This is a genomic window from Actinosynnema pretiosum, assembly GCF_002354875.1.
GTDB classification, from domain to species: Bacteria; Actinomycetota; Actinomycetes; order Mycobacteriales; family Pseudonocardiaceae; genus Actinosynnema; species Actinosynnema auranticum.
On the sequence record NZ_CP023445.1, the window covers coordinates 4,314,305 to 4,333,650 of the forward strand.

Annotated in this window: 15 protein-coding genes and 1 pseudogene; 9 read left to right on the forward strand and 7 right to left on the reverse strand. The window is 73.7% G+C overall.

Annotated features, from left to right (window positions below):
• Positions 1-4: 4 nt before the first annotated feature.
• From CNX65_RS18365 to CNX65_RS18380, 4 genes are read right to left on the reverse strand one after another with little or no spacing between them, the layout of a single operon-like run.
• A complete protein-coding gene (locus CNX65_RS18365) occupies positions 5-1,015 on the reverse strand; it encodes a 3-oxoacyl-ACP synthase III family protein (protein ID WP_096494700.1) in 1,011 nt (336 codons plus the stop codon).
• A gap of 9 nt (positions 1,016-1,024) precedes the next feature.
• Positions 1,025-3,289, reverse strand: a complete 2,265-nt coding sequence (locus CNX65_RS37890; protein ID WP_096494702.1) for a 2-oxo acid dehydrogenase subunit E2 — start codon at positions 3,287-3,289, stop codon at positions 1,025-1,027.
• Positions 3,286-3,516, reverse strand: coding sequence for an acyl carrier protein (locus tag CNX65_RS18375; RefSeq protein WP_096494704.1), 231 nt, complete (start codon positions 3,514-3,516; stop codon positions 3,286-3,288). Before CNX65_RS18375 ends, CNX65_RS37890 begins: the two co-directional genes overlap by 4 nt.
• Entirely contained in the window at positions 3,513-4,433 is a 921-nt protein-coding gene (locus CNX65_RS18380; RefSeq protein WP_096494706.1) for a thiamine pyrophosphate-dependent dehydrogenase E1 component subunit alpha, read from the reverse strand. Before CNX65_RS18380 ends, CNX65_RS18375 begins: the two co-directional genes overlap by 4 nt.
• A 192-nt stretch (positions 4,434-4,625) precedes the next feature.
• On the opposite strand from CNX65_RS18380, the pseudogene CNX65_RS37140 reads away from it, so the two are divergent.
• The 6 genes and pseudogenes from CNX65_RS37140 to CNX65_RS18405 form a co-directional block, all read left to right on the forward strand.
• Positions 4,626-5,612 (forward strand): annotated as a pseudogene (locus tag CNX65_RS37140) (glutamine amidotransferase-related protein); the annotation flags it as partial.
• Positions 5,613-5,706: 94 nt separating this feature from the next.
• Positions 5,707-6,732, forward strand: a complete 1,026-nt coding sequence (pabB, locus tag CNX65_RS37145) for an aminodeoxychorismate synthase component I (protein ID WP_232519897.1) — start codon at positions 5,707-5,709, stop codon at positions 6,730-6,732.
• The gene (locus tag CNX65_RS18390; RefSeq protein ID WP_096494708.1) at positions 6,729-8,189 is read left to right on the forward strand and encodes a 4-hydroxyphenylacetate 3-hydroxylase family protein; all 1,461 of its coding nucleotides are present in this window, start codon (positions 6,729-6,731) and stop codon (positions 8,187-8,189) included. The genes pabB and CNX65_RS18390 overlap by 4 nt, the downstream gene beginning before the upstream one ends.
• Before the next feature lie 154 nt (positions 8,190-8,343).
• The gene (locus tag CNX65_RS18395) at positions 8,344-10,185 is read left to right on the forward strand and encodes an ABC transporter ATP-binding protein (protein ID WP_177154271.1); all 1,842 of its coding nucleotides are present in this window, start codon (positions 8,344-8,346) and stop codon (positions 10,183-10,185) included.
• A complete protein-coding gene (locus CNX65_RS18400; protein WP_096494712.1) occupies positions 10,182-11,987 on the forward strand; it encodes an ABC transporter ATP-binding protein in 1,806 nt (601 codons plus the stop codon). The genes CNX65_RS18395 and CNX65_RS18400 overlap by 4 nt, the downstream gene beginning before the upstream one ends.
• 80 nt (positions 11,988-12,067) lie before the next feature.
• On the forward strand, positions 12,068-13,519 hold the full coding sequence (locus CNX65_RS18405) for an FAD-dependent oxidoreductase (RefSeq protein WP_096494714.1): 1,452 nt from the start codon (positions 12,068-12,070) through the stop codon (positions 13,517-13,519).
• Positions 13,520-13,654: 135 nt separating this feature from the next.
• On the opposite strand, the gene CNX65_RS18410 is transcribed toward CNX65_RS18405, so the two are convergent.
• Complete coding sequence (locus CNX65_RS18410) at positions 13,655-16,111, reverse strand: excinuclease ABC subunit UvrA (protein ID WP_096494716.1); 2,457 nt, start codon at positions 16,109-16,111, stop codon at positions 13,655-13,657.
• A gap of 148 nt (positions 16,112-16,259) precedes the next feature.
• Between CNX65_RS18410 and CNX65_RS18415 the strand changes: the two genes are divergently transcribed.
• Positions 16,260-16,994, forward strand: a complete 735-nt coding sequence (locus CNX65_RS18415) for a class I SAM-dependent DNA methyltransferase (RefSeq protein WP_096494718.1) — start codon at positions 16,260-16,262, stop codon at positions 16,992-16,994.
• Between the two features lie 66 nt (positions 16,995-17,060).
• Here CNX65_RS18415 and CNX65_RS36235 read toward each other — a convergent pair whose 3' ends face one another.
• Positions 17,061-17,255, reverse strand: a complete 195-nt coding sequence (locus CNX65_RS36235; protein WP_177154266.1) for a hypothetical protein — start codon at positions 17,253-17,255, stop codon at positions 17,061-17,063.
• 47 nt (positions 17,256-17,302) lie between these two features.
• Here CNX65_RS36235 and CNX65_RS18420 point away from each other — a divergent pair, with 47 nt between their 5' ends.
• Positions 17,303-17,659 (forward strand): hypothetical protein, encoded by a 357-nt coding sequence (locus CNX65_RS18420; RefSeq protein ID WP_198320503.1) that lies wholly within the window; start codon positions 17,303-17,305, stop codon positions 17,657-17,659.
• Positions 17,660-17,703: 44 nt separating this feature from the next.
• Here CNX65_RS18420 and CNX65_RS18425 read toward each other — a convergent pair whose 3' ends face one another.
• Complete coding sequence (locus CNX65_RS18425) at positions 17,704-18,252, reverse strand: DapH/DapD/GlmU-related protein (protein ID WP_096494720.1); 549 nt, start codon at positions 18,250-18,252, stop codon at positions 17,704-17,706.
• Positions 18,253-18,334: 82 nt separating this feature from the next.
• On the opposite strand from CNX65_RS18425, the gene CNX65_RS18430 reads away from it, so the two are divergent.
• Positions 18,335-19,264 carry a LysR family transcriptional regulator gene (locus CNX65_RS18430; protein ID WP_096494722.1) on the forward strand — a complete coding sequence of 310 codons (930 nt, stop codon included), beginning with the start codon at positions 18,335-18,337 and terminating at the stop codon, positions 19,262-19,264.
• Positions 19,265-19,346 lie beyond the last annotated feature (82 nt).

Consider the following 19,346-nt stretch of genomic DNA (forward strand, 5'->3'; position numbering starts at 1 on the left):
GGGCTCAGGCCTGGAGCACCGCGCAGGACCAGTGCATCCCGCGCCCGTTGGCGGCCAGCGCGACGAGGTCACCGGGGTTCAGCGCGCCGCTGCTCCACAGGTCGGCCAGGCCGAACAGGTGATCCGCGGCGCCGAGGTGGCCGTGCTCGGCGGCCAGCGCCAGGTTGGTGCGCTCGACCGGGACGCCGATCAGCTCCGCCTGCGCCCTGAGCACCTTCGGGTTGTCGTTGAGCAGCACCAGCCGGGCCAGGTCCTCCTCGGCGCACCCGGCGCGCGCGCAGGCGCGGTGCACCGCGCGGGCGGTGCGGTCGTCGACCTCCTCGGCGAAACCGGTGAAGCGGTCGGCGTCGTAGCCGAAGTGGTCCATGACGTCCCAGGCGTCGCGCACCTCGGGGGCGGGGCCGCCCGGTGTGAACGGGTGGGCGCCGCCGCCCAGGTCCATGCGGAAGAAGTCGGCGTAGCGGCCGTCCGACTCGGTGTGGCAGGCGCGCCACCTCAGGGTCGGGGCTCCGCGCACGGCGACGGCGGCGGCGGCCCCGTCGGAGAACAGCAGGGAGTGCGTGCCGAGCCGGTTCCAGTAGGGCTCGACGACGCGGCAGGCGCCCACGACCAGCGCCGTGGTGTAGTCGGGGTGGGTGGCGAAGCGCCCCGCGGTGGTGTCCAGCGCGGTGACCCCGCCCGCGCACCCCTGGTCGACCAGGACGGCCTCGGCGCGGCGCAGCCCGAGCCGGTGGGCGGTGGCCGCGGCGGCATCCCAGTAGAGGTAGTCGGCCAGGTCGGTCAGGGCGAGCACGAGCAGGTCGACCTCGTGGGGGCGCACGCCCGCCAGGTCCAGGGCCCGGCCACCCGCGCGGACGGCCAGGTCGGTCACCCCGACGTCGTCCGGGGCGCGGTGGACGGTGCGGTAGCCGTACCCGAGGACGCGCTCGACGTCGTCGGTGTAGTCGGCGACCACGTCCCGGACGGCGACGGGGTCGCCCAGTGCGGTGGCGAGGGCGGTGATGCCGTGGTCCACGGGGCTCTCCTAGTCGAGGAGCTCGTCGATGCGCTCGGGCTCGCGCAGGCTGTCGGCGACGGCGCGCAGGAACTCCGAGGCTTCGCGGCCGTTGATCGCGCGGTGGTCGTAGGCCAGCCCGAGGGTGACCACCCGGCTCTGCCGGAGTTCGCCGTCGACCAGGTCGAGGCGGGTGCGCGTGGCGCTCAGGGAGACCATGGCCAGCTGGGGCCACATGACGATGGGCACGGCGAGCAGGACGTCGTCGCCGGTGTTGAGGGAGATCGTGATCGTGGCCCCGGTGAGCTCGGCGGCGGAGAACGAGCCCCGGACCGCCTTCACCCGCAGGTCCATGATGTCGTCCGCGAGGTCGATCAGCGGGCGGTCGGCGCAGTCGCGGACGACCGGGGTGTAGAGGCCCTTGCCCGCGTCCATGGTGATCGCGACGTGGGGGGTGGGCGCGAGCGCGACGGTGCGGTCGTCGACGAGGGAGCCGAACAGGAGGCCGAACTCGGGGTGGGCGGCGGCGACGGCCTTGACCAGCGCCTCGGTGATGCCGACCTCGGCGTCGTGGTCGCTGGAGAAGCGGGCCAGCCGGTCCAGGAGCCGGTCGACGCGGACCTCCACGGCGGTGAAGGCCGCCGGGACCTCCCGGTGGGCGCGGGCGACGACCGCCGCGGTGCCCTGCTGGACGCGGTCGAGCAGGTGGGTGCGGGCGGTGGCCGCGGGCGGGTGGGCGGCGGGCGCGGCGCCCAGGGGCGCCAGGTCGGACGTGGCGGTGGGGAGCGCGGCGGCGGTGCCTGCGGGTGCGGCTCCGGCCGCCCGGTCGGACGCGGTTCCAGGGGCCGTGAACCGCTCGCCCCCGGCATCAGGCGCGGGCTCGTCGGCGGGTTCCGGCGCTCGGGGGGAGATCGTGGCCAGGTGGGCGCCCACGGGCACCTCCGTCCCGACCTCGACGTGCGCGCGCAGGAAACCGGCGTGCTCGCAGAGCAGTTCCTCGACCGCCTTGGAGGTCTCCAGCTCGACGACCGGGGTGCCGGGTGCGACGGGCGCACCGTCCTCGACCAGCCAGTGGAGCACCAGGTAGGTGTCGTCGTTGTTGTTGAGCTTGGGCGCGGTGATCCGGTGTCCGCTGCGGGCGGTTCCGGACGGCGCTCCGCCCGCCGGGGCTCCGGCGGGTTCCGACGCGGCGGCGACCTCCGGGCCGGGAACGGCGGCGGCCGTGCCAAGCGCGCCAACGACCTCGGCGCCGGGCACGGCGGCTGCCGCCACGAGGCGCGGGACGGTCGGGAGCACGGCCACGGCTCGCCGCACGGCGGCGACGATGTGGTCGGCGCCGAGCACGACCTGCCGCTCCAGGTGCGCGGCGGCGGGGATGACGGAGTCTGCGGACGTCAGGCGCACGACCGGCGCCCGCAGCGCCCCCCAGGCGCGCTCGGTCAGCGCGGCGGCGACCTCCGCGCCCCAGGTCCCGCCGGGGGTGCTCTCCTCGGCGACGACGACGAGCGCGCCGTCCACCAGCGGCAGCACCGGGTCCAGGTCGAGCGGGTGCAGGCGGGCGGGCACGGCCAGGTGCGCGACGACGCCGTGGGCGCGCAGCTCGCGGGCCGCCCGGAGGGCGCGGTGGACCACGCCGCCGGGGCACAGCAGGACGACGTCGGCGCGGGCCAGGTCGTCGGGGAACACGTGCGCCCAGCCCGGTTCCGCGCCCAGGAACCGGTAGCCGTGCCCCTCCCCCGCGTCGCCGTCGCGCAGCACCCGCCGCGTGTAGAGGACCTTGTCCTCGAAGAGCATCGCGGGCCCCCGGTCGAGCCCGAGGGCGATCAGGTCGTAGGGGTCGTGGAACGGGGTGGTCTCGTAGAGCGCGAGGTTCGGGACGCCCAGGAAGTGCTTCTGCACGCTCTGGCTGTGGGTGGGGCCGTAGCCGCGCCCCGCGCCCACCGGGCAGCGCACGAGAACCGGCATGGGCAGGGTGCGGCCGTACATGGTGACCGACTTGGCCACCATGTTGGCGACCTGGTCGAACACCAGGGTGGCGAAGTCGCCGAACATGACCTCGACGATCGCGGAGTCGCCCGCCAGCGCCAGGCCCGCGGCGACCCCGGCGATCCCGGCCTCGCTCAGCGGGGTGCTCAGCACCCGGCCGGGGTGGGCGGTGGACAGCCCCCTGGTGGCCTTGAACGCCCCGCCGTAGGGGTCGGCCAGATCCTCGCCCAGCAGGTGCAGCCCCGGCCGCTCCCGCAGGTGCCGGTGCAGTGCGGCGTTGAGCGCCTCCACCACGCGCGGCGCGGTCACAGCTCGACGCCCTTCTCCGCGAGGACCGCGCGCAGCGCGCCCACCGAGCGGCAGCGCCGGGCCTCGCGGGCCGCGATCCGCACGCCGTAGGCGTCCTGCACGGCGACGACTATCTGCACGTGGCGCAGGCTGGTCCAGTGGGCGGTGGTGGCCGCCCCGGTGGTGTCGTCCACGTCGGACTCGGCGACGCCGAGGATGCCCGCCACCAGCGGGACGAGAGCGGTCATCGGGTCACTCCGGCGGTAGGGGCCGCCCAGGCGGCCGGTGGTCGGGCGGTGACGCGCTCCACGACGGCGTCCACCGCGGAGCGCGCTCGCCGGTCGGCGTCGTGGAACCGCTCGCCGAGCGCTTCGGCGAGCCGGGGGTGCCAGTCGAGGGCGCGCAGGGCGGCGACCTGCTCGGGGGGCCGGGTGTCGTCGCCCTTGCTGTGCGGCCCGAGCCGGTGGGTGTCGAACTGGACCACGGCGGGCCGGCTCCCGGTGCGCACGGCGTGGACCACGGGAGCCACCGCGGCCCGGATCCCGCCGACGTCCTGACCGGACACCCGCAGGAAGTCGACGCCGAACGCGGCGGCACGCCGCCCGATGTCACCCGCCAACTGCTCCCCGGTCGGGGTCGACTGGGCGATCCCGTTGTGCTCGACCAGGACCAGCAGCGGGACCCCCCACAGCGAGGCCAGGTTGAGCCCCTCGTAGACCGCGCCCTCGCCCCAGGTCCCGTCGCCGGTGTAGACGGCCGCGACGCGCCCGGTGCCCGCGTTCCGGTGGTGCAGCGCGATCCCGACCGCCACGGGCAGCCCCTGGCCCTGCACGCCCGTGGACAGGAAGCCCGGCCGGTGCAGGTGCTGGCTTCCGCCCACCCCGTTGCACACCGCCCCGTCCCGCCCCATGATCTCGGCGAGCAGGCCCTCGGGGTCGGCGTGGGCGGCGAGGTAGTGGCCGTGGCTCCGGTGGTTGCCGACCACGAAGTCGCCCGCCAGCAGCGGGGCCATGGCGACCGGGACGCACTCCTGCCCCAGGCAGGTGTGGGTGGTGCCGTTCAGCGCGCCCTCCTCGAACATCCGCAGCAGCGCGAGCTCGAAGTGGCGGATGGTCAGCAGCGACTCCAGGTCGCCGTCGGACAGCGGCTCGGGGTGGGCGGTCATCCGGCGGATCTCCTCGTCGCAGGGGCGGGTCCCCCGCGACGCTAGCCGGCGGCGCTATCACGCCGGTCTCGCCGCAGGCCCCCGGTTCTCGCCGGGCTCTCACCGCGCTCTCGCACCCTTGCCCCTGGTGGCGGGCGGTCCGTTTACTGCCGAGCGGTAGCCGGGTCGGCCAACGGGAAGCTGGGGAGTCGGATGCGGACGCTGCTCATCGACAACCACGACTCCTACACCTACAACCTGTTCCACCTGCTGGCCGGGGTGGTCGGCGCGCCGCCGCTGGTGCTGAGCAACGACGACCCCCGGTGGTCGACGCTGGACGTCGACGGGTTCGACGCGATCGTGGTCTCCCCCGGCCCCGGTCACCCCGGCCGCGAGCGCGACCTCGGCGCGGCCAGGTCGATCGTGGCAGGCGCCTCGGTGCCGCTGCTGGGGGTGTGCCTGGGGCACCAGGCGATCGGCCTGCTGGCGGGCGCCCCGGTCGTCAGCGCGCCCCGGCCCCGGCACGGCCACCTCACCTCCGTCCAGCACGACGGGCTGGACCTGTTCGACGGGGTGCCCCAGGGCTTCACGGCGGTGCGCTACCACTCGCTGTGCGTGCCGTCCGACGCCCTGCCAGCGGAGCTGGTGGCCACGGCCTGGGCCGAGGACGGCGTGCTGATGGGGCTGCGGCACCGCTCCCGCCCGCTGTGGGGCGTGCAGTTCCACCCCGAGTCGATCGCCTCCGAGCACGGCGCGCTCCTGGTGGAGAACTTCGTCAAGCTGGCCGAGAAGGTCGCCGCCGACCGGGGCCGGGACCTGCGCGCTGCCCCGTGGGCCCGGAGCGGGGGCCGGGGCGCGGGGCGGCCGGGCGCCGGGACCGCGCCGGTGCGGCGGGCGGCGGCGCGGCCGTGGCGGGTGCGGCACCGCGAGCTGGACCACGAGGTCGACACCGCAGCGGCGTTCACGGCCCTGTTCGCCGAGTCCGCGCACTCGTTCTGGCTCGACAGCAGCCTCGTCGAGGAGGGGCTGTCGCGGTTCTCGTTCCTGGGCGCCCCGCAGGGCCCGGACGGGGAGGTGCTGGTCTACGACGTCGACGAGGGCCTGCGCGTCCACGCGGGCGAGTCGAGCCGGGACGAGCCGGGGACGGTCTTCGACGCGTTGCGGGAGCGGCTGCGGGTGCCGGTCCTGGACCGGCCCGAGCTGCCGTTCGACCTGGTGGGCGGGTACGTCGGGTTCTTCGGCTACGAGCTCAAGTCCGATCTGGGCGCGCCCCACGACCCCGGACGCGGCGTGGATGGCGTGCACCCGGCTGGTGGTGGTCGACCACGAGCGGAGGCGCACGCACCTGCTGGCGCTCTCGCGCTCGGACGACGACGGCGAGCAGCTGGCGTGGCTGGCCGACGCCGAGCGCCGGATCACCGACCTGCGCCCGCCACCGCGCCGGGCGCCGGAGGGCGGCGGGGGCGACCCGCGCCCCGGTCTGGTGCGCGAGCGCCCCGACTACCTGGCCGACGTCGAGGAGTGCCGCCGCCAGCTGCGCGCGGGCGAGAGCTACGAGATCTGCCTGACCACCCGGTTCGCCCTGCCCGCGATGCCGGACCCGCTGGCGGCGTACCTGGCGCAGCGGCTGGCCAATCCGGCCCCCTACGCCTCGTTCCTGCGGTTGCCGGGGGTGGCGGTGCTCTCGTCCTCCCCAGAGCGGTTCCTGCGGGTGGAGCGCGACGGGCACGTGGAGTCCAAGCCCATCAAGGGCACGGCCGCGCGCAGCGCCGACCCGGACGCCGACCGGCGCCTGCGGGCGGGTCTGACGGACGACCCGAAGGTGCTGGCGGAGAACCTGATGATCGTCGACCTGCTGCGCAACGACCTGGGTCGGGTGTGCGAGATCGGGTCCGTGCGGGTGCCCTCCTACATGCGGGTGGAGTCGTACGCCACGGTGCACCAGCTCGTGTCGACGGTGCGCGGCAAGCTGCGCGCGGACGTCGACGTCATCGACTGCGTGCGAGCCTGCTTCCCCGGCGGCTCCATGACCGGAGCGCCGAAGGAGCGGACGATGGAGATCATCGACCGCCTGGAGACCACCCCGCGCGGCGTCTACTCCGGCGCGCTCGGCTTCCTCGGGCTCGGCGGCACCGCCGACCTCAACATCGTCATCCGCACCGCTGTGGCCACCGAGGACGGCGTCCTGATCGGGGCGGGCGGGGCGATCGTGCTGGACTCGGACCCCGCCGCGGAGTTCGACGAGATGCTGCTGAAGTCCCTGGCCCCCCTGCGCGGACTGACCGACGACCTGCGCCCGGCACCCCGGAGGATCCCATGACGCGCACGGGAGAGCAGTACCTGGAGTCCCTCCGGGACGGTCGCGAGGTGTGGTTGGACGGTGAGCGGGTGACCGATCTGGGCTCCCACCCCGCGTTCCGCCGGTCGGCCCGGTCCATCGCCTCGCTCTACGACCTGGCCGAGACCATGCCCGCCGAGCTGACCGCCGAGGTCGACGGGATCGAGGGCCCGGTGTCGAGGGCGTTCCTGATCCCGCGCAGCAAGGAGGAGCTCAAGGCCAGGGGCCGCGCGTTCCGCCTGTTGTCGCGGGCCACCTTCGGCTACCTGGGACGGTCGCCGGACTACATGGCCGCGGCGGTCGCCGGGTTCGCCACCTGCCCGCAGGTGCTGCGCGGCGAGGGGTTCGACGGTTCGGCGAACGTGCTCGCCCACCACCGCAGGATGGCCGAGGGCGACCTGTACCAGGCCCACACCCTGGTCAACCCCCAGGTCGACCGGACCAGGCAGCCCTCGCAGCAGGAGCAGGACGACCTTTACCTGCGGGTGGTCGCCGAGCGCGACGGCGGCATCGTGGTGCGCGGGGCCAAGATGATCGGCACGGCCGCCGCGTTCGGGGACGAGGTGCTGGTGGGGGTGACCCAGCTGATGCCCTCCGAGGAGGCCGACTACGCGGTGAGCTTCAGCGTGCCGGTGTCCTCGCCGGGGGTGAAGTTCATCAGCCGCACCTCCTACGAGGGGCGGGCCACCAGCGTCTTCGACTACCCGCTGTCCTCCCGGTTCGACGAGAACGACTCGCTCGTGGTGTACGACGACGTGTTCGTGCCGTGGGAGCGGGTGTTCGCCTACCGGGACCCGGTGGTGTGCCAGCGGCAGTTCTGGTCCACGCCGGCGTTCGTCGGTTTCGTCCACCACGGGGCGACCCGGCTGTGGACGAAGCTGGAGTTCCTGACCGGCGTGGCGATCCTCGTCGCGCGGGCCAACAACACCCACGAGCTGCCGCCTGTGCGGATGCAGATCGGCCGGATGATGTCGTGGGTGGCCACCGCCCGCGCCCTGGTGCTGGCGATGGAGGACGCCTGCGAGCCGGTACCGGGTGGGGACGGCGCGGTGATGCCCAACCGGGAGATCGCGCACGCGCAGCTGGCGGTCGGCCCCGAGCTGTACCCGAGGGCGGTGGCCGAGCTGAAGCTGCTGGCGGGCGGCGGGCTGATCCAGCTGCCCTCGTCGTACCGGGACCTGCTGGAGCCGGAGGTGGCCGCTCTGCTGGGCAAGTACGTGCGATCGCCGGGGCACGACTCGGAGCAGCGGATCAAGCTGTTCAAGCTCGCCTGGGACGCGGTGGGCAGCGAGTTCGCCGGGCGGCACGACCAGTACGAGCGGTTCTACCACGGCGCGCCGCACACCTACCTGCCCGCGATCGTGCGGGAAGGGGACCCGGAGGGGTGCGCCGACTTGGCCCGGCAGTGCCTGGACGGCTACTCGCTGACGGAGGGATGACCGGTGGTGGAGGCGCAACGCCCCGATTGAGTAAACAGTTGTTTACTTTCTGCTACGCTCTCGCGCGCTTCCACAACACCACGTCGATGGGATTCCCATGTCTTCACAAGGGTGGCACAACGGTGCCGCTCGACCGGGGGGAGGGGCGCGGAGCGTGAGCGGCAAGGCCCCGGTGACCCCTGGCAGCCTGTTACGCGGGTACCTGGGCCCCCAGCGCGGCAGCGTCGTGCTCATGGCCGTGCTGCTGCTGTGCAGCATCGCGCTGGAGATCGCCGAACCGCGCATCGTCGCCTTCTTCATCGAGACCGTGCAGGCCGACGGCCCGCAGAGCACCCTCATCACCATCGCCCTGGTGTTCCTGGGCGTGGCGGCGGTGCGCCAGGTCACCAAGGTCGTCGCGGCCTACGCCAGCGAGCGCGTGTCCTGGACCGCGACCAACGCCGTGCGCGAGGACCTGTCAGCGCACGTGCTGGACCTGGACCTGGGCTTCCACGAGTCCCGCTCCCCCGGCGAGCTGATCGAGCGCGTCGACGGGGACGTCAACCAGGTCGCCGAGTTCTTCTCCAGCCTGGTCGTGCAGCTGATCGGCAACGCCCTGCTGGTGCTGGGCATCCTGGTCGCTCTGACCTTCGTCGACTGGCGGGTGGGGCTGACCTTCGCCGCGGTCACCGCCGCGGGCTACCTCCTGCTGCTGCGCGTGAGCTCGGTGGCCACGGGCAAGTGGGAGGCGGACCGGGAGCAGAGCGCCCGCTTCTTCGGCGCCGTGAGCGAGTCGATCCGCGCCGCCGAGGACCTGCGCTCCTCAGCGGCGACCGAGCACGCCATGCGCCGCTTCCACCGCAGGCTGCGCGACTGGTTGCCGGTCAAGGTCCGCGCCGAGGCGTGGGGCAGCTCCATCTGGATCGTGATGTCGCTGGTGTTCACCGCGGGCACGGCGTTCGCCTTCGGCTTCGGCGGCTTCTTCTACCAGGACGGGCGCATCTCGCTCTCCGGCGTGTACCTGATCGTCGCCTACGCGACGATGCTCAACACCCCGCTGGAGGTGCTGCGCGAGCAGGTGCAGGCCCTCCAGCAGGCCCGCGCGGCCATCCGGCGCATCGCGGCCCTGTTCGCCGAGCGCTCCAGCATCGTCGACGGGGACCGGCAGCTGCCCTCGGGCGCGCTGGAGGTCGAGTTCGACGACGTGCGCTTCGAGTACGCGCGCTCAGCCACCCCGGTCGGGGCAGGCGACGCGGCCGAGGGAGCGGCGGAGCCCACCGCGACGGCCGCCCCTGACGCGGCGGCGGAACCGGGCGGGACGCGGGGGCCGCAGCGCAAGCAGGTCCTGCGCGGGCTGTCCTTCCACCTGGAGCCCGGCACCACCCTGGGGCTGGTGGGGCGCACCGGCGCGGGCAAGAGCACCATCGCCCACCTGCTGTTCCGCCTCTACGACGCCACCGGCGGGGCGGTCCGCCTCGGCGGCGTCGACGTCAGGGACGCGCGCATGTCCTCGTTGCGCGCCCGCGTCGGCCTGGTCACCCAGGACGTGCACGTCTTCGACGCCACGCTGCGCCAGAACCTCACCTTCTTCGACGACGACGTCGAGGACGTCAGGCTGCTGGAGATCCTCGACCAGCTGGGCCTGCGCCCCTGGTTGGACGGACTGCCCGACGGGCTGGACAGCCGCGTCACCCCAGGCGCGCTCTCGGCCGGGCAGGCCCAGCTCCTCGCGCTGGCAAGGGTGTTCCTCAAGGACCCCGGACTGATCATCCTCGACGAGCCGTCGAGCAAGCTCGACCTGGCCACCGAGCTGGTCCTCGAACGCGCCCTGGACACCCTGCTGGCCGGGCGCACCGTCATCGTCATCGCCCACAGGCTCGACACCATCCGCCGGGCAGACCGGGTCGTGGTCCTGGACAGCGGCGAGGTGGTCGAGACCGGCCGCACGTCCGCCCTGCTCCAGGACCCCGAGTCGAGGTTGGCCGAGCTGGCCAGGATCGGGGAGGTGCTCCGATGAGCACGCAGACCGGCGGGGCTCCCGCCGACGGCGCGGCGCGTCGCGACGACGTCCCCGCGACGCTGACGTTCCTGCGCAAGCTGATCGCCTACAGCCCCGGCCGCTACGCGCTGGCCGCGCTCGGCTGGGGCGTGTTCCACCTGTGGCCGCTGCTGCCCGGCGTCCTCGGCAAGCTGCTGTTCGACGTGCTCGGGGGGAGCGCGCCCGCAGGCGTCACGGTGTGGACCGTCGTGGCGATCGTCGTCGCGGGCGGCCTGGCGCGGTGCACCGCCATCCTGGGCGCCACCGTGGCCTGGGCGGGCTGGTACCTGCGCGCCAGGGCGCTGGTGCAGCACAACATGCTCGCGCGGGTGTTCCGCAGGCCCGGCGCGCAGGCGCTGCCCGGCACCGAGGGCGAGAGCATCTCCACCGTCCGGGATGACAGCGACGCCATCGCGATGATGGGCGGCTGGGGCTTCGACATGATGTCGGCGATCATCTTCGCGGGCGGCGGCCTGGCGATCATGCTCAGCGTCGACGTCCAGATCACCCTGATCGTGATGGTGCCGCTGGTGGCGGTGCTGGTGCTGGCCCAGCTGGCGAAGGCCAGGGCCTACCGCATCCGCGAGCAGAGCCGCGAGGCCACCGCGCAGGTCACCGGCGCCATCGGCGAGATGGTGGTCGCGGTGCGGGCGATCAAGGCCTCCGACCGGCAGCGCCAGATGGTGGCCCGGCTGCGCGCGCGCAACGACGTCCGCAAGCACGCGATGATCCGCGACAAGGTGCAGAGCCTGGCCCTGGACTCGGTGTTCGCGAGCACGGCGAGCCTGGGCGCGGGGCTGACCCTGCTGGCCGCCGCGGGGCAGATGCGCAGCGGCGACTTCACCATCGGCGACTTCGTGCTGTTCTCGACCTACCTGATGCAGGTGGCCGACTACACCGGCTTCATGGGCTACCTGGTGCGCACCTACCAGCAGTCCGGGGTGTCGTTCACCAGGGCCGCGACGCTGCTGCAGGGCGCGCCACCGCTGTCGCTTGTGGACCACAACCCGCTCCACCTGAAGTCGGAGCCGCCCCCGCCGGCCGAACCGGAGGCGGCCGAACCGCTGCGCAGCCTGGAGGTCCGGTCGCTGACCCACGTGTTCCCCGGCAGCGGGCAGGGGATCCACGACGTCAGCCTGGACGTGCGCCCCGGCACGGTCACCGTCATCACCGGCGAGGTCGGGTCGGGCAAGACCACCCTGCTGCGCAGCGTCCTGGGCCTCTACGAGCCCCAGGGCGGTTCTGTCCGGTGGAACGGGGAGGAGGTGGCCGACCGCGGTGACTTCCTGCTGCCGCCCAGGGTCGCCTACACCGCGCAGAGCCCGACGCTGCTGTCCGGGTCGATCAAGGAGAACGTGCTGCTGGGCCTGCCCGACGACGGCAGGGCCGAGGAGGCGATGGCCCTGGCGGTGATGGGCCCGGACCTGGAGCGCCTCGACGAGGGTGACGCCACCGAGATCGGGGTGCGGGGCGTGCGCCTGTCCGGCGGGCAGATCCAGCGCACGGCCGCGGCGCGGATGTTCGCGCGGCGACCGGACCTGCTGGTGATGGACGACCTGTCCAGCGCGCTGGACGTGGAGACCGAGCAGGAGCTGTGGCGGCGGGTGTTCGCCATCGGCGCCACCTGCCTGGCGGTGTCGCACCGCCCGGCGGTGCTGGAGCGCGCCGACCAGGTGCTGCTGCTGGAGAAGGGGCGTGTCGTGGCCGCGGGCACGCTGCAGGAGTTGCTGGAGAGCTCCCCGGAAATGCGCAGGTACTACCGGCGTCCTTCCGAGGACTGACCGGCCGCGGGCGGACGGGCGCCACTCCGTCCGCCCGCGGTGCGCCGGGGGGGCTCGTCGTCGAGGCGAAGGAGCGCGAGATGAGGCAATCCCCGCGGGTGCTCGTGGTCGGCGCGGGCCCAACGGGCCTGGTGCTGGCGGCGGAGCTGGCCGAGGCGGGCGTCCCCTGCCGGGTGCTGGAGAAGCGCGCGGCGCGCGGCGAGCTGTCACGGGCGTTCACCGTCGAGCCCAGGACCCTGGAGCTGCTGGACATGCGCGGCAGGGCCGGGGCGCTGGTCGACCGGGGGTTGCCGTGCAGGCGCCCGCCGGTCGGCGACGAGGGCGGGTACCTGGACTACGGGCTGCTCGACACCCCGTTCCCGTTCAGCCTCACCATCCCCCAGTTCCACACCGAGCAGGCCCTGCTCGCGTCGGCGCGCGCCGCGGGCGCCGAGATCGCCACCGGGGTGGAGGTCGTCGGCCTCGACCAGGACGGGGACGGCGTGCGGCTGCGGGTGCGCGGTCCCGAGGGCGAGCGCGTGGAGCGCGCCGACTACGTCGTCGGCTGCGACGGGGTCAACAGCACCGTGCGGGAGCTCGCGGGCGTGGAGTTCGACGGGTGGAACTACGACGAGTCGGTGATGATGGCCGACGCCCGGTTGGGCAACCCGCCCGCCCCGCCCGCGTTCGCGCGGATCACCCGGCGGGGCATGGTGGCGGTGTTCCCGTTCCGCGACGGGACGTTCCGGATCATCGCGTTCGACCACGAGAAGATGCGCCTGCCCGCGGACCTGCCGCTGGAGCTGGAGGACCTGCGCGAGAGCTGCACGTCGATCCTGGGCGTCGACGTGCGACCGCACGACCCGGTGTGGCTGTCCCGGTTCCGCAGCTCGCAGCGGCACGCCAAGCGGTACCGGGTGGGCCGGGTGCTGCTGGCGGGCGACGCCGCGCACACGCACATCCCGTCCGGCGGCCAAGGCCTGCAGACCGGCATCCAGGACGCGTTCAACCTGGGGTGGAAGCTGCGCGCGGTGCTCGACGGCTGGGCAGGTGGGGCGCTGCTGGACAGCTACGAGGCCGAGCGGTACCCGATCGCGGCCGAGACGCTGCGCAAGACCGACCTGTCGTTCCGGTTCGAGACCTCCAACGGCCCGGTGGCGCGGGCGGTGCGCGCGGTCGTGAGCAGGGCGGTGCGGATCAAGCCGGTGCAGCGGGTCAACCTGGAGCACCTGTCGGGCCTGACGTTGCGCTACCCGCGCGCGGGGCACCCGTGGACGGGCCGCCGGGTGCCGGACCGGCCGCTGGTGGGCGGGGGCAGGTTGTTCGAGCTGTTCCGCGACGGGGGTTTCGTGCTGATCGGCGCGCCGGGCGCCGCCGGGGCGTGGGGGGCGCGGGTGCGCGAGGCGCGGCTCGCGGAGCCGATCGGGCGCGGGTGCCCGCCGGTGGTGCTGGCCCGCCCGGACGGGTACGTCGCCTGGGCGGGTAAGGCGGGCGATCCGGGGGTGGGCGAGGCGCTGCGCCAGTGGTGCGGGCAGCCGGCGCCGGTGGCCTGACCTCCGCGCCGACGACGCCCCCGAGGGCCTGCCGGGATGCGCCCCGGCAGGCCCTCGGGGTTCGTTGTGGGCGCTGTTCTCCTCGGCGCTGTCACGCTCCTGCGCCACCCACCGCCCCGGCGCGGGGGCGCCGCCTCACCCCAGCAGCGGTTGCCCGGCGGCGAAGCGCCGCAGGTACTCGGACGTGGGGGTCCCGGCCCCCGCCACGTCCTCGGGGGTGCCCTCGGCCTGCACCGTCCCGCCTGCCGCCCCCGCACCCGGTCCCAGGTCGATCACCCAGTCCGCGCTCGCGGCCACCGGGATGTCGTGCTCGGCCACCACCACGGTGTTGCCGGAGTCCAGCAGCACGTCGAGCGCGTCCACCAGGCGCTGGACGTCGGCGGGGTGCAACCCGGACACGGGTTCGTCGAGCACGATGAGCCCCGGCTTGCGACCGCTGGAGCCGCGCTGGACGGCGTTGGCGAGCTTGAGCCGCTGCGCCTCGCCACCGGAGAGCTCCGTGGCGCTCTGCCCGAGCTGGAGGTAGCCGAGCCCGACCCGGTCGAGGGCGCCGAGGATCGCGGCGAGCTGCTTGGGCGCGCGGAAGCGCTCGACGGCCTCGGCGACGGTGAGCTCCAGCACCTGGTCGATGCTGAGCCCGTCGCAGGTGACCGCGAGCACCTCGGGCAGGAACCTGCGCCCGTCGCACTGGTCGCACACCACCCACACGTCCGGCAGGAAGTGCATGTCGACCAGCTTGCGCCCGTGCCCGCCGCAGGCCTCGCACCGGCCACCCGCCGCGTTGAAGGAGAACGCCGACGCCGGGATGCCCCGCTCCTTGGCCTCGGCGGTGTCGGCGAACAGCTTGCGGATGACGTCGAACGCCTTGCTGTAGGTGGCGGGGTTGGACCGGGGCGTGCGCCCGATCGGCTCCTGGTCCACCACGGCCACCCAGCTGAACCCCTCGACGCCGTCCACGGCCTTGACGGTGTCGACCTCGGCGCCGTCGAGCGCGGCCTCGGCGGCAGAGGCCAGCGCGGCGAGCACGGTGCTCTTGCCGCTGCCGCTGACACCGGTGACGCAGGTCAGCCGGTTGACGGGGAAGGACACCGCGTCGGCGGTGACGTTGTGGGCGCGCACCCCCCGCAGGGTCAGCCAGGACGTGCCCACCGGCCTGGGCTCGCGGCGCAGCCGGGGGCCCCTGCCGAGCAGGTACCGACCGGTGACCGATCCGGGGTGGGCGGCGACCTGCTCGGGCGTCCCGGCCACCAGGACCTCGCCGCCGAGCCTGCCCGCGCCGGGGCCCAGGTCGATGACCCAGTCGGCGCGCCGGATCAGCTCGGGGTCGTGCTCGACGAGCAGCACGGTGTTGCCCGCGGCTCGCAGCTCGCCCGCGATGTCGAGCAGGTGGGCCTTGTCCGCGGGGTGGAGGCCGGTCCCCGGCTCGTCGAGCACGAAGATGATGCCGCTCAAGTCGGTGCTCAGCTGCGCGGCCAGGCGCGTGCGCTGGAGCTCGCCGCCGGAGAGCGTGGCGGCGCCGCGCGAGAGCTGGAGGTGCGCCAAGCCGAGCCGGTCCAGCAGCCGGAGCCTGCCAGCGAGGTCGTTGAGCAGGGGTTCGCCGACCTCGCGCTGGGAGGGGGCGAGGGAGTCGAGGACGGTGTCCGCCCAGGCGCGCACGCCCAGGATGTCCAGCCCCACCAGCTCGGGGTAGGTGACCCCGCCCAGCGCGATCTCGCGGGCGGCCTGCCCGTACCCGCTGCCCTCGCACACCGCGCAGGGGCTCTTGCGCATGTAGGGCAGGTACCGCTGCTTGGCGCTGGGGGTGCCCGCGGCGGCGTAGACGCGCTCGACCTCGGCGAGGGCGCCGCGCAGCGGTTCGTTGACGGTGTACTTCCAGGTGCCCTTCTCGTTCTTGTTGGGCATGTCGAGCGTGGCCTCGACCCGCTCCTCGCCCGTGCCGTGGAGCACCTGCCGCCGGAACTCCTCGGGCAGCTCGCGCCACGGTTGCGCCAGGTCGACCTGGCGCAGCCCGGCCAGGGCGGGGACGAGCGCGTGCTCGCCGGAGCGCCACTTGGCGTACCAGGGCGAGGCGCCGTCGAACAGCGGCAGCGCCGGGTCGGTGATGATCAGCTCCTCCCGCGCCTGCCAGCGGCCTCCGACGCCGTGGCAGGAGGGGCACGTGCCCTCCGGGGAGTCCCGGTCGAAGTGCGCGGTGGTCAGCGCCCGGTCCTGCGCGCCCGCCGCCAGGGCGGGCAGGCGCGAGTACATTAAGCCCAGGTGACCGTCGACGCCGGTGAGCGTGCCGACCGTGGAGCGCGGGTTGCGGTTGAGCCTGCGCTGGTCGACCGCCAGGGTGGCCCCGAGGTTGCGGATCCGGTCGACCTTCGGCCGGTTGCGCTGGGTGATGTACTGGCGGACGAACGGTGAGAGCCCTTCCAGGTAGCGCAGTTGCGCCTCGCTGTGCACCGTGTCGATCGCCAGCGAGGTCTTGCCGCTGCCGCTCACGCCGGTGAACGCCACCACCTGGCCGAGCGGGATGCGCACCGCCACGTCGCGCAGGTTGTTCGTCCTGGCCCCGACTACCTCGATGTGGTCTTGCGTGGCCCGAGTCATTCGTCCCCTTCGCCCGTGTCTGGACCGTGAAGGCTACCGAGCGCGTCCGGGTGGTCGCGCACCGCCCGAGAGCGGGGTGAGACCGAGGTGGGAGGTCCTGCTCCTAGCGTTCTGACCACGACCAGGGCGACCTCGGAGGCAGAGGGACATGCAGAGCTACTCGTTCGAGTCCTACGGCCAGGCCATGGCTCCGGTGTTCGACGCGATCAACGACGACCCCGAGGAGGTCGCGGCGATCGTGGCGTTCCTGCGCGCGCGGGCGGGCGACGGGCCGGTGCTGGAGGCGGGCATCGGCACGGGGCGGGTCGGGCTGCCGCTGGCCGAGGCCGGGGTGGAACTGCACGGCGTGGAGATCAGCGAGGCGATGGCCGAGCAGTTGCGGGCCAAGCCCGGCGCGGACAAGGTCGAGCTGGTCGTGGGCGACATGAACGAAGTCGACCTCGGTCGCGAGTTCAGCATGGTCTACCTGGTGCAGGGCACGTTCGGCAGCCTGCTGTCGGAGGAGAACCAGCGCCGCTTCCTGGCCACCGCCCACCGCTTGCTGGCCCCCGGCGGGCGGCTGGTGATCGAGACGATGGAGGTCGACGAGACCCGCTTCACCCACGACCAGTACGTGGCGACGTCCCTGCTGGACGTGGGGTACGCGGTGCTCTCGGCGGCGATGCGCGAGCCGGGCACCCAGGTGCTGAGCATCCAGAACATCATGCTCGGCGCGCACGGCATCCAGGTCTTCCCGGTGAAGTTCCGCTACTACACGGCGGAGCAACTGGACGGGATGGCGGAGGACACCGGGTTCACCCTGGTCGAGCGGTGCGTGGACTGGGGCGCCTCCCCCTACGAGAAGGGCGACCTCAACCACGTGTCGGTGTTCGAGAAGCGCTGATCCGGGCGTTCTCCACGCCGGAGGGCCCGCCCGCGCGCGGCGGACGGGCCCTCGCGAGCGGCCCGCTCAGTCCTGCGCCAGCAGGTCCCGCAGCGGGGTGCCTGCCTTGCCGGGGTTGGCGATCAGCAGCGCCAGCACCATGCACGCCACCACCACGGACCCGACCGCGATCAGCACCACCTCGGCCACGAGCTGCCCCCGCACCCCCGAGGCCGTGCCGCCGCTCAGGCGCGGCAGCGCGTTCGCCCTCCTGCGCTCCACCAGGCCGGGCGCCAGGGTGGCCGCGCCGATCAGGGGCGGGCTTCCTGGTGATCACCGGGCGCAGCAAGGAGATCCTGGTGACCAGCGGCGGCAAGAACGTCTCCCCCGCCGCGATCGAGGACCGCATCGGCGGCCACCTCCCGGTGTGGAAGCGCACGGCGGGCAAGTCCGCGGAGGCGACGGTGGCGGACCTGGCAGGCGACCCGGACCTGCTGGCGGAGTTGCAGCACGCGGTGGACCAGGGGAACGCGGCGGTGTCGCGGGCGGAGTCGGTGCGCAGGTTCCGGGTGCTGCCGGTGGAGTTCACCCGGGAGAACGGCTGCCTGACGCCGTCGCTGGAGGTGAAGCGGGACGTGGTGGTCCGGCGGTGGGCCGACGAGGTGGAGGCCTGCTACGCCGGGTGACTTTTGCGGGAAACCCTTGCGGGGGCAGAGGTTTCCCACACCCCCTACCACCTGCGGCGCACGGTGGCCGCACCCCCGGTCACCAACGCGCCGGCCGGAACGTCCTTGGTGACCACCGCCCCCGCCCCCACCACCGAGTCACGCCCGATGGTCACCCCCGGCAGCACGACGACCCCGACCCCGAGCCACACCCCGTCCTCCAGCACCACCGGCGCCTCCTCGGTGAACGCCCGCCGGTCCTCGGGCGGCACCGGGTGGTCGGAGGTGATCAGCGTGACGCGCGGCCCGAGCATCACACCACCGCCGATCCGCAACCCGCCCCGGTCGTAGAAGGTGCAGCCGTGGTTGACGAAGACGTCCTCCCCGAACTCGGTGCCCAGCCCGCAGTCGGTGTGGAAGGGCGGCAGGATCCGAACCGACTCCGGCAGCGGACGACCGAAGATCGCGGCGTGCAAGGCGGCGCGCTCCTCCGTGCTGTTGTACGGCAACGAGTTCAACCGCGAGGTGAGATCGGTGACCGCGAAGATCCGCTCGGCAGCACGGGCGAACTCGGGCCCGTGGACGTGGGTGCGCGCTCTTGGCAGGCTGCTCATGTGCCGATCCCACCAACGACCCCGCCCGACGGACCAACAACCAACACGCCCACCGGCCACAACCGACGGTTGAGGCGCACTGGTGGACGTTGAGAGCGTGCGCGCCTTCGTAGCCGCCGCCGAGTCCGGCAGGCTGGGGGACGCGGCGGCCGAACTGGGCATCAGCCAGCAGGCGGTGTCCAAGCGGATCAGCGCGCTGGAGCGCGTGGTCGGCGTGCCCCTGTTCACCCGAACTCCGCGCGGCGTCCGGCCAACCCTGGACGGCGAGGTGTTCCTGCCGCACGCCAGGGCGGTGCTGCGAGCCGTCGAGCGGGCGGCCCGCTCAGTGCGACCGGACCACCGCGCGCTGCGCGTGGACGTGCCGAACCGCCGAACCGCCCCGTCCACCGCCCTCCGCGCCTTCCACACCGCCCACCCCGAAATACCCCTGGAGGTGGTGACTCTGCCGGAGAACCACCTGCTGGGCGCGCTGGAGGCGATACGCGCGGGCGCAGTCGACGCCTCGTTCCGCGCCGTCCCCCTGGCGCACGCGGACCTGCCGGACGACGTGCGCACCGCACGGGCAGTGGACAGCGCCCTGGAACTGCTCACCGGTCCCCAGCACCCGCTGGCCGACCACCGGGAGCTTGCTCCACCCGATCTGTCCGGGCACCGGGTGTGGGTGCCGGGAATCAGCAGGGGAACCGAGTGGGCGCGCTTCTACCGCGACCTGGCAGAGGAGTTCGCCCTGTCGATCGACGGCGCGGGCCCGCACTTCGGCGACGAGGCCCTCCTGGAACTGCTGGCGAACTCACCAACCCCGGCCACGCTAGTCGGCTCAGGTGACCACTACCTGTGGCCCGGGCACTACGACCTGCGCCGCCTCCCCCTGCGGAACCCGACCCCGGTGTACCCGCACCGCCTGCTCTGGTCGACGACGAACGACCACCCCGGTCTGGCGGACCTGCGCGCGTTCCTGAAAGCGGCCCACGAGCCGGTCCCGCACCCCCGGTGGGAACCAACCTGGGCTTAGACCTCCTTTCAGGATGAGCGGAGGCGGTGGCAGATCAGTGCGCGCACCAGGTTCAGGAAGCCTTGGTGAAGGCCGCCCCCGA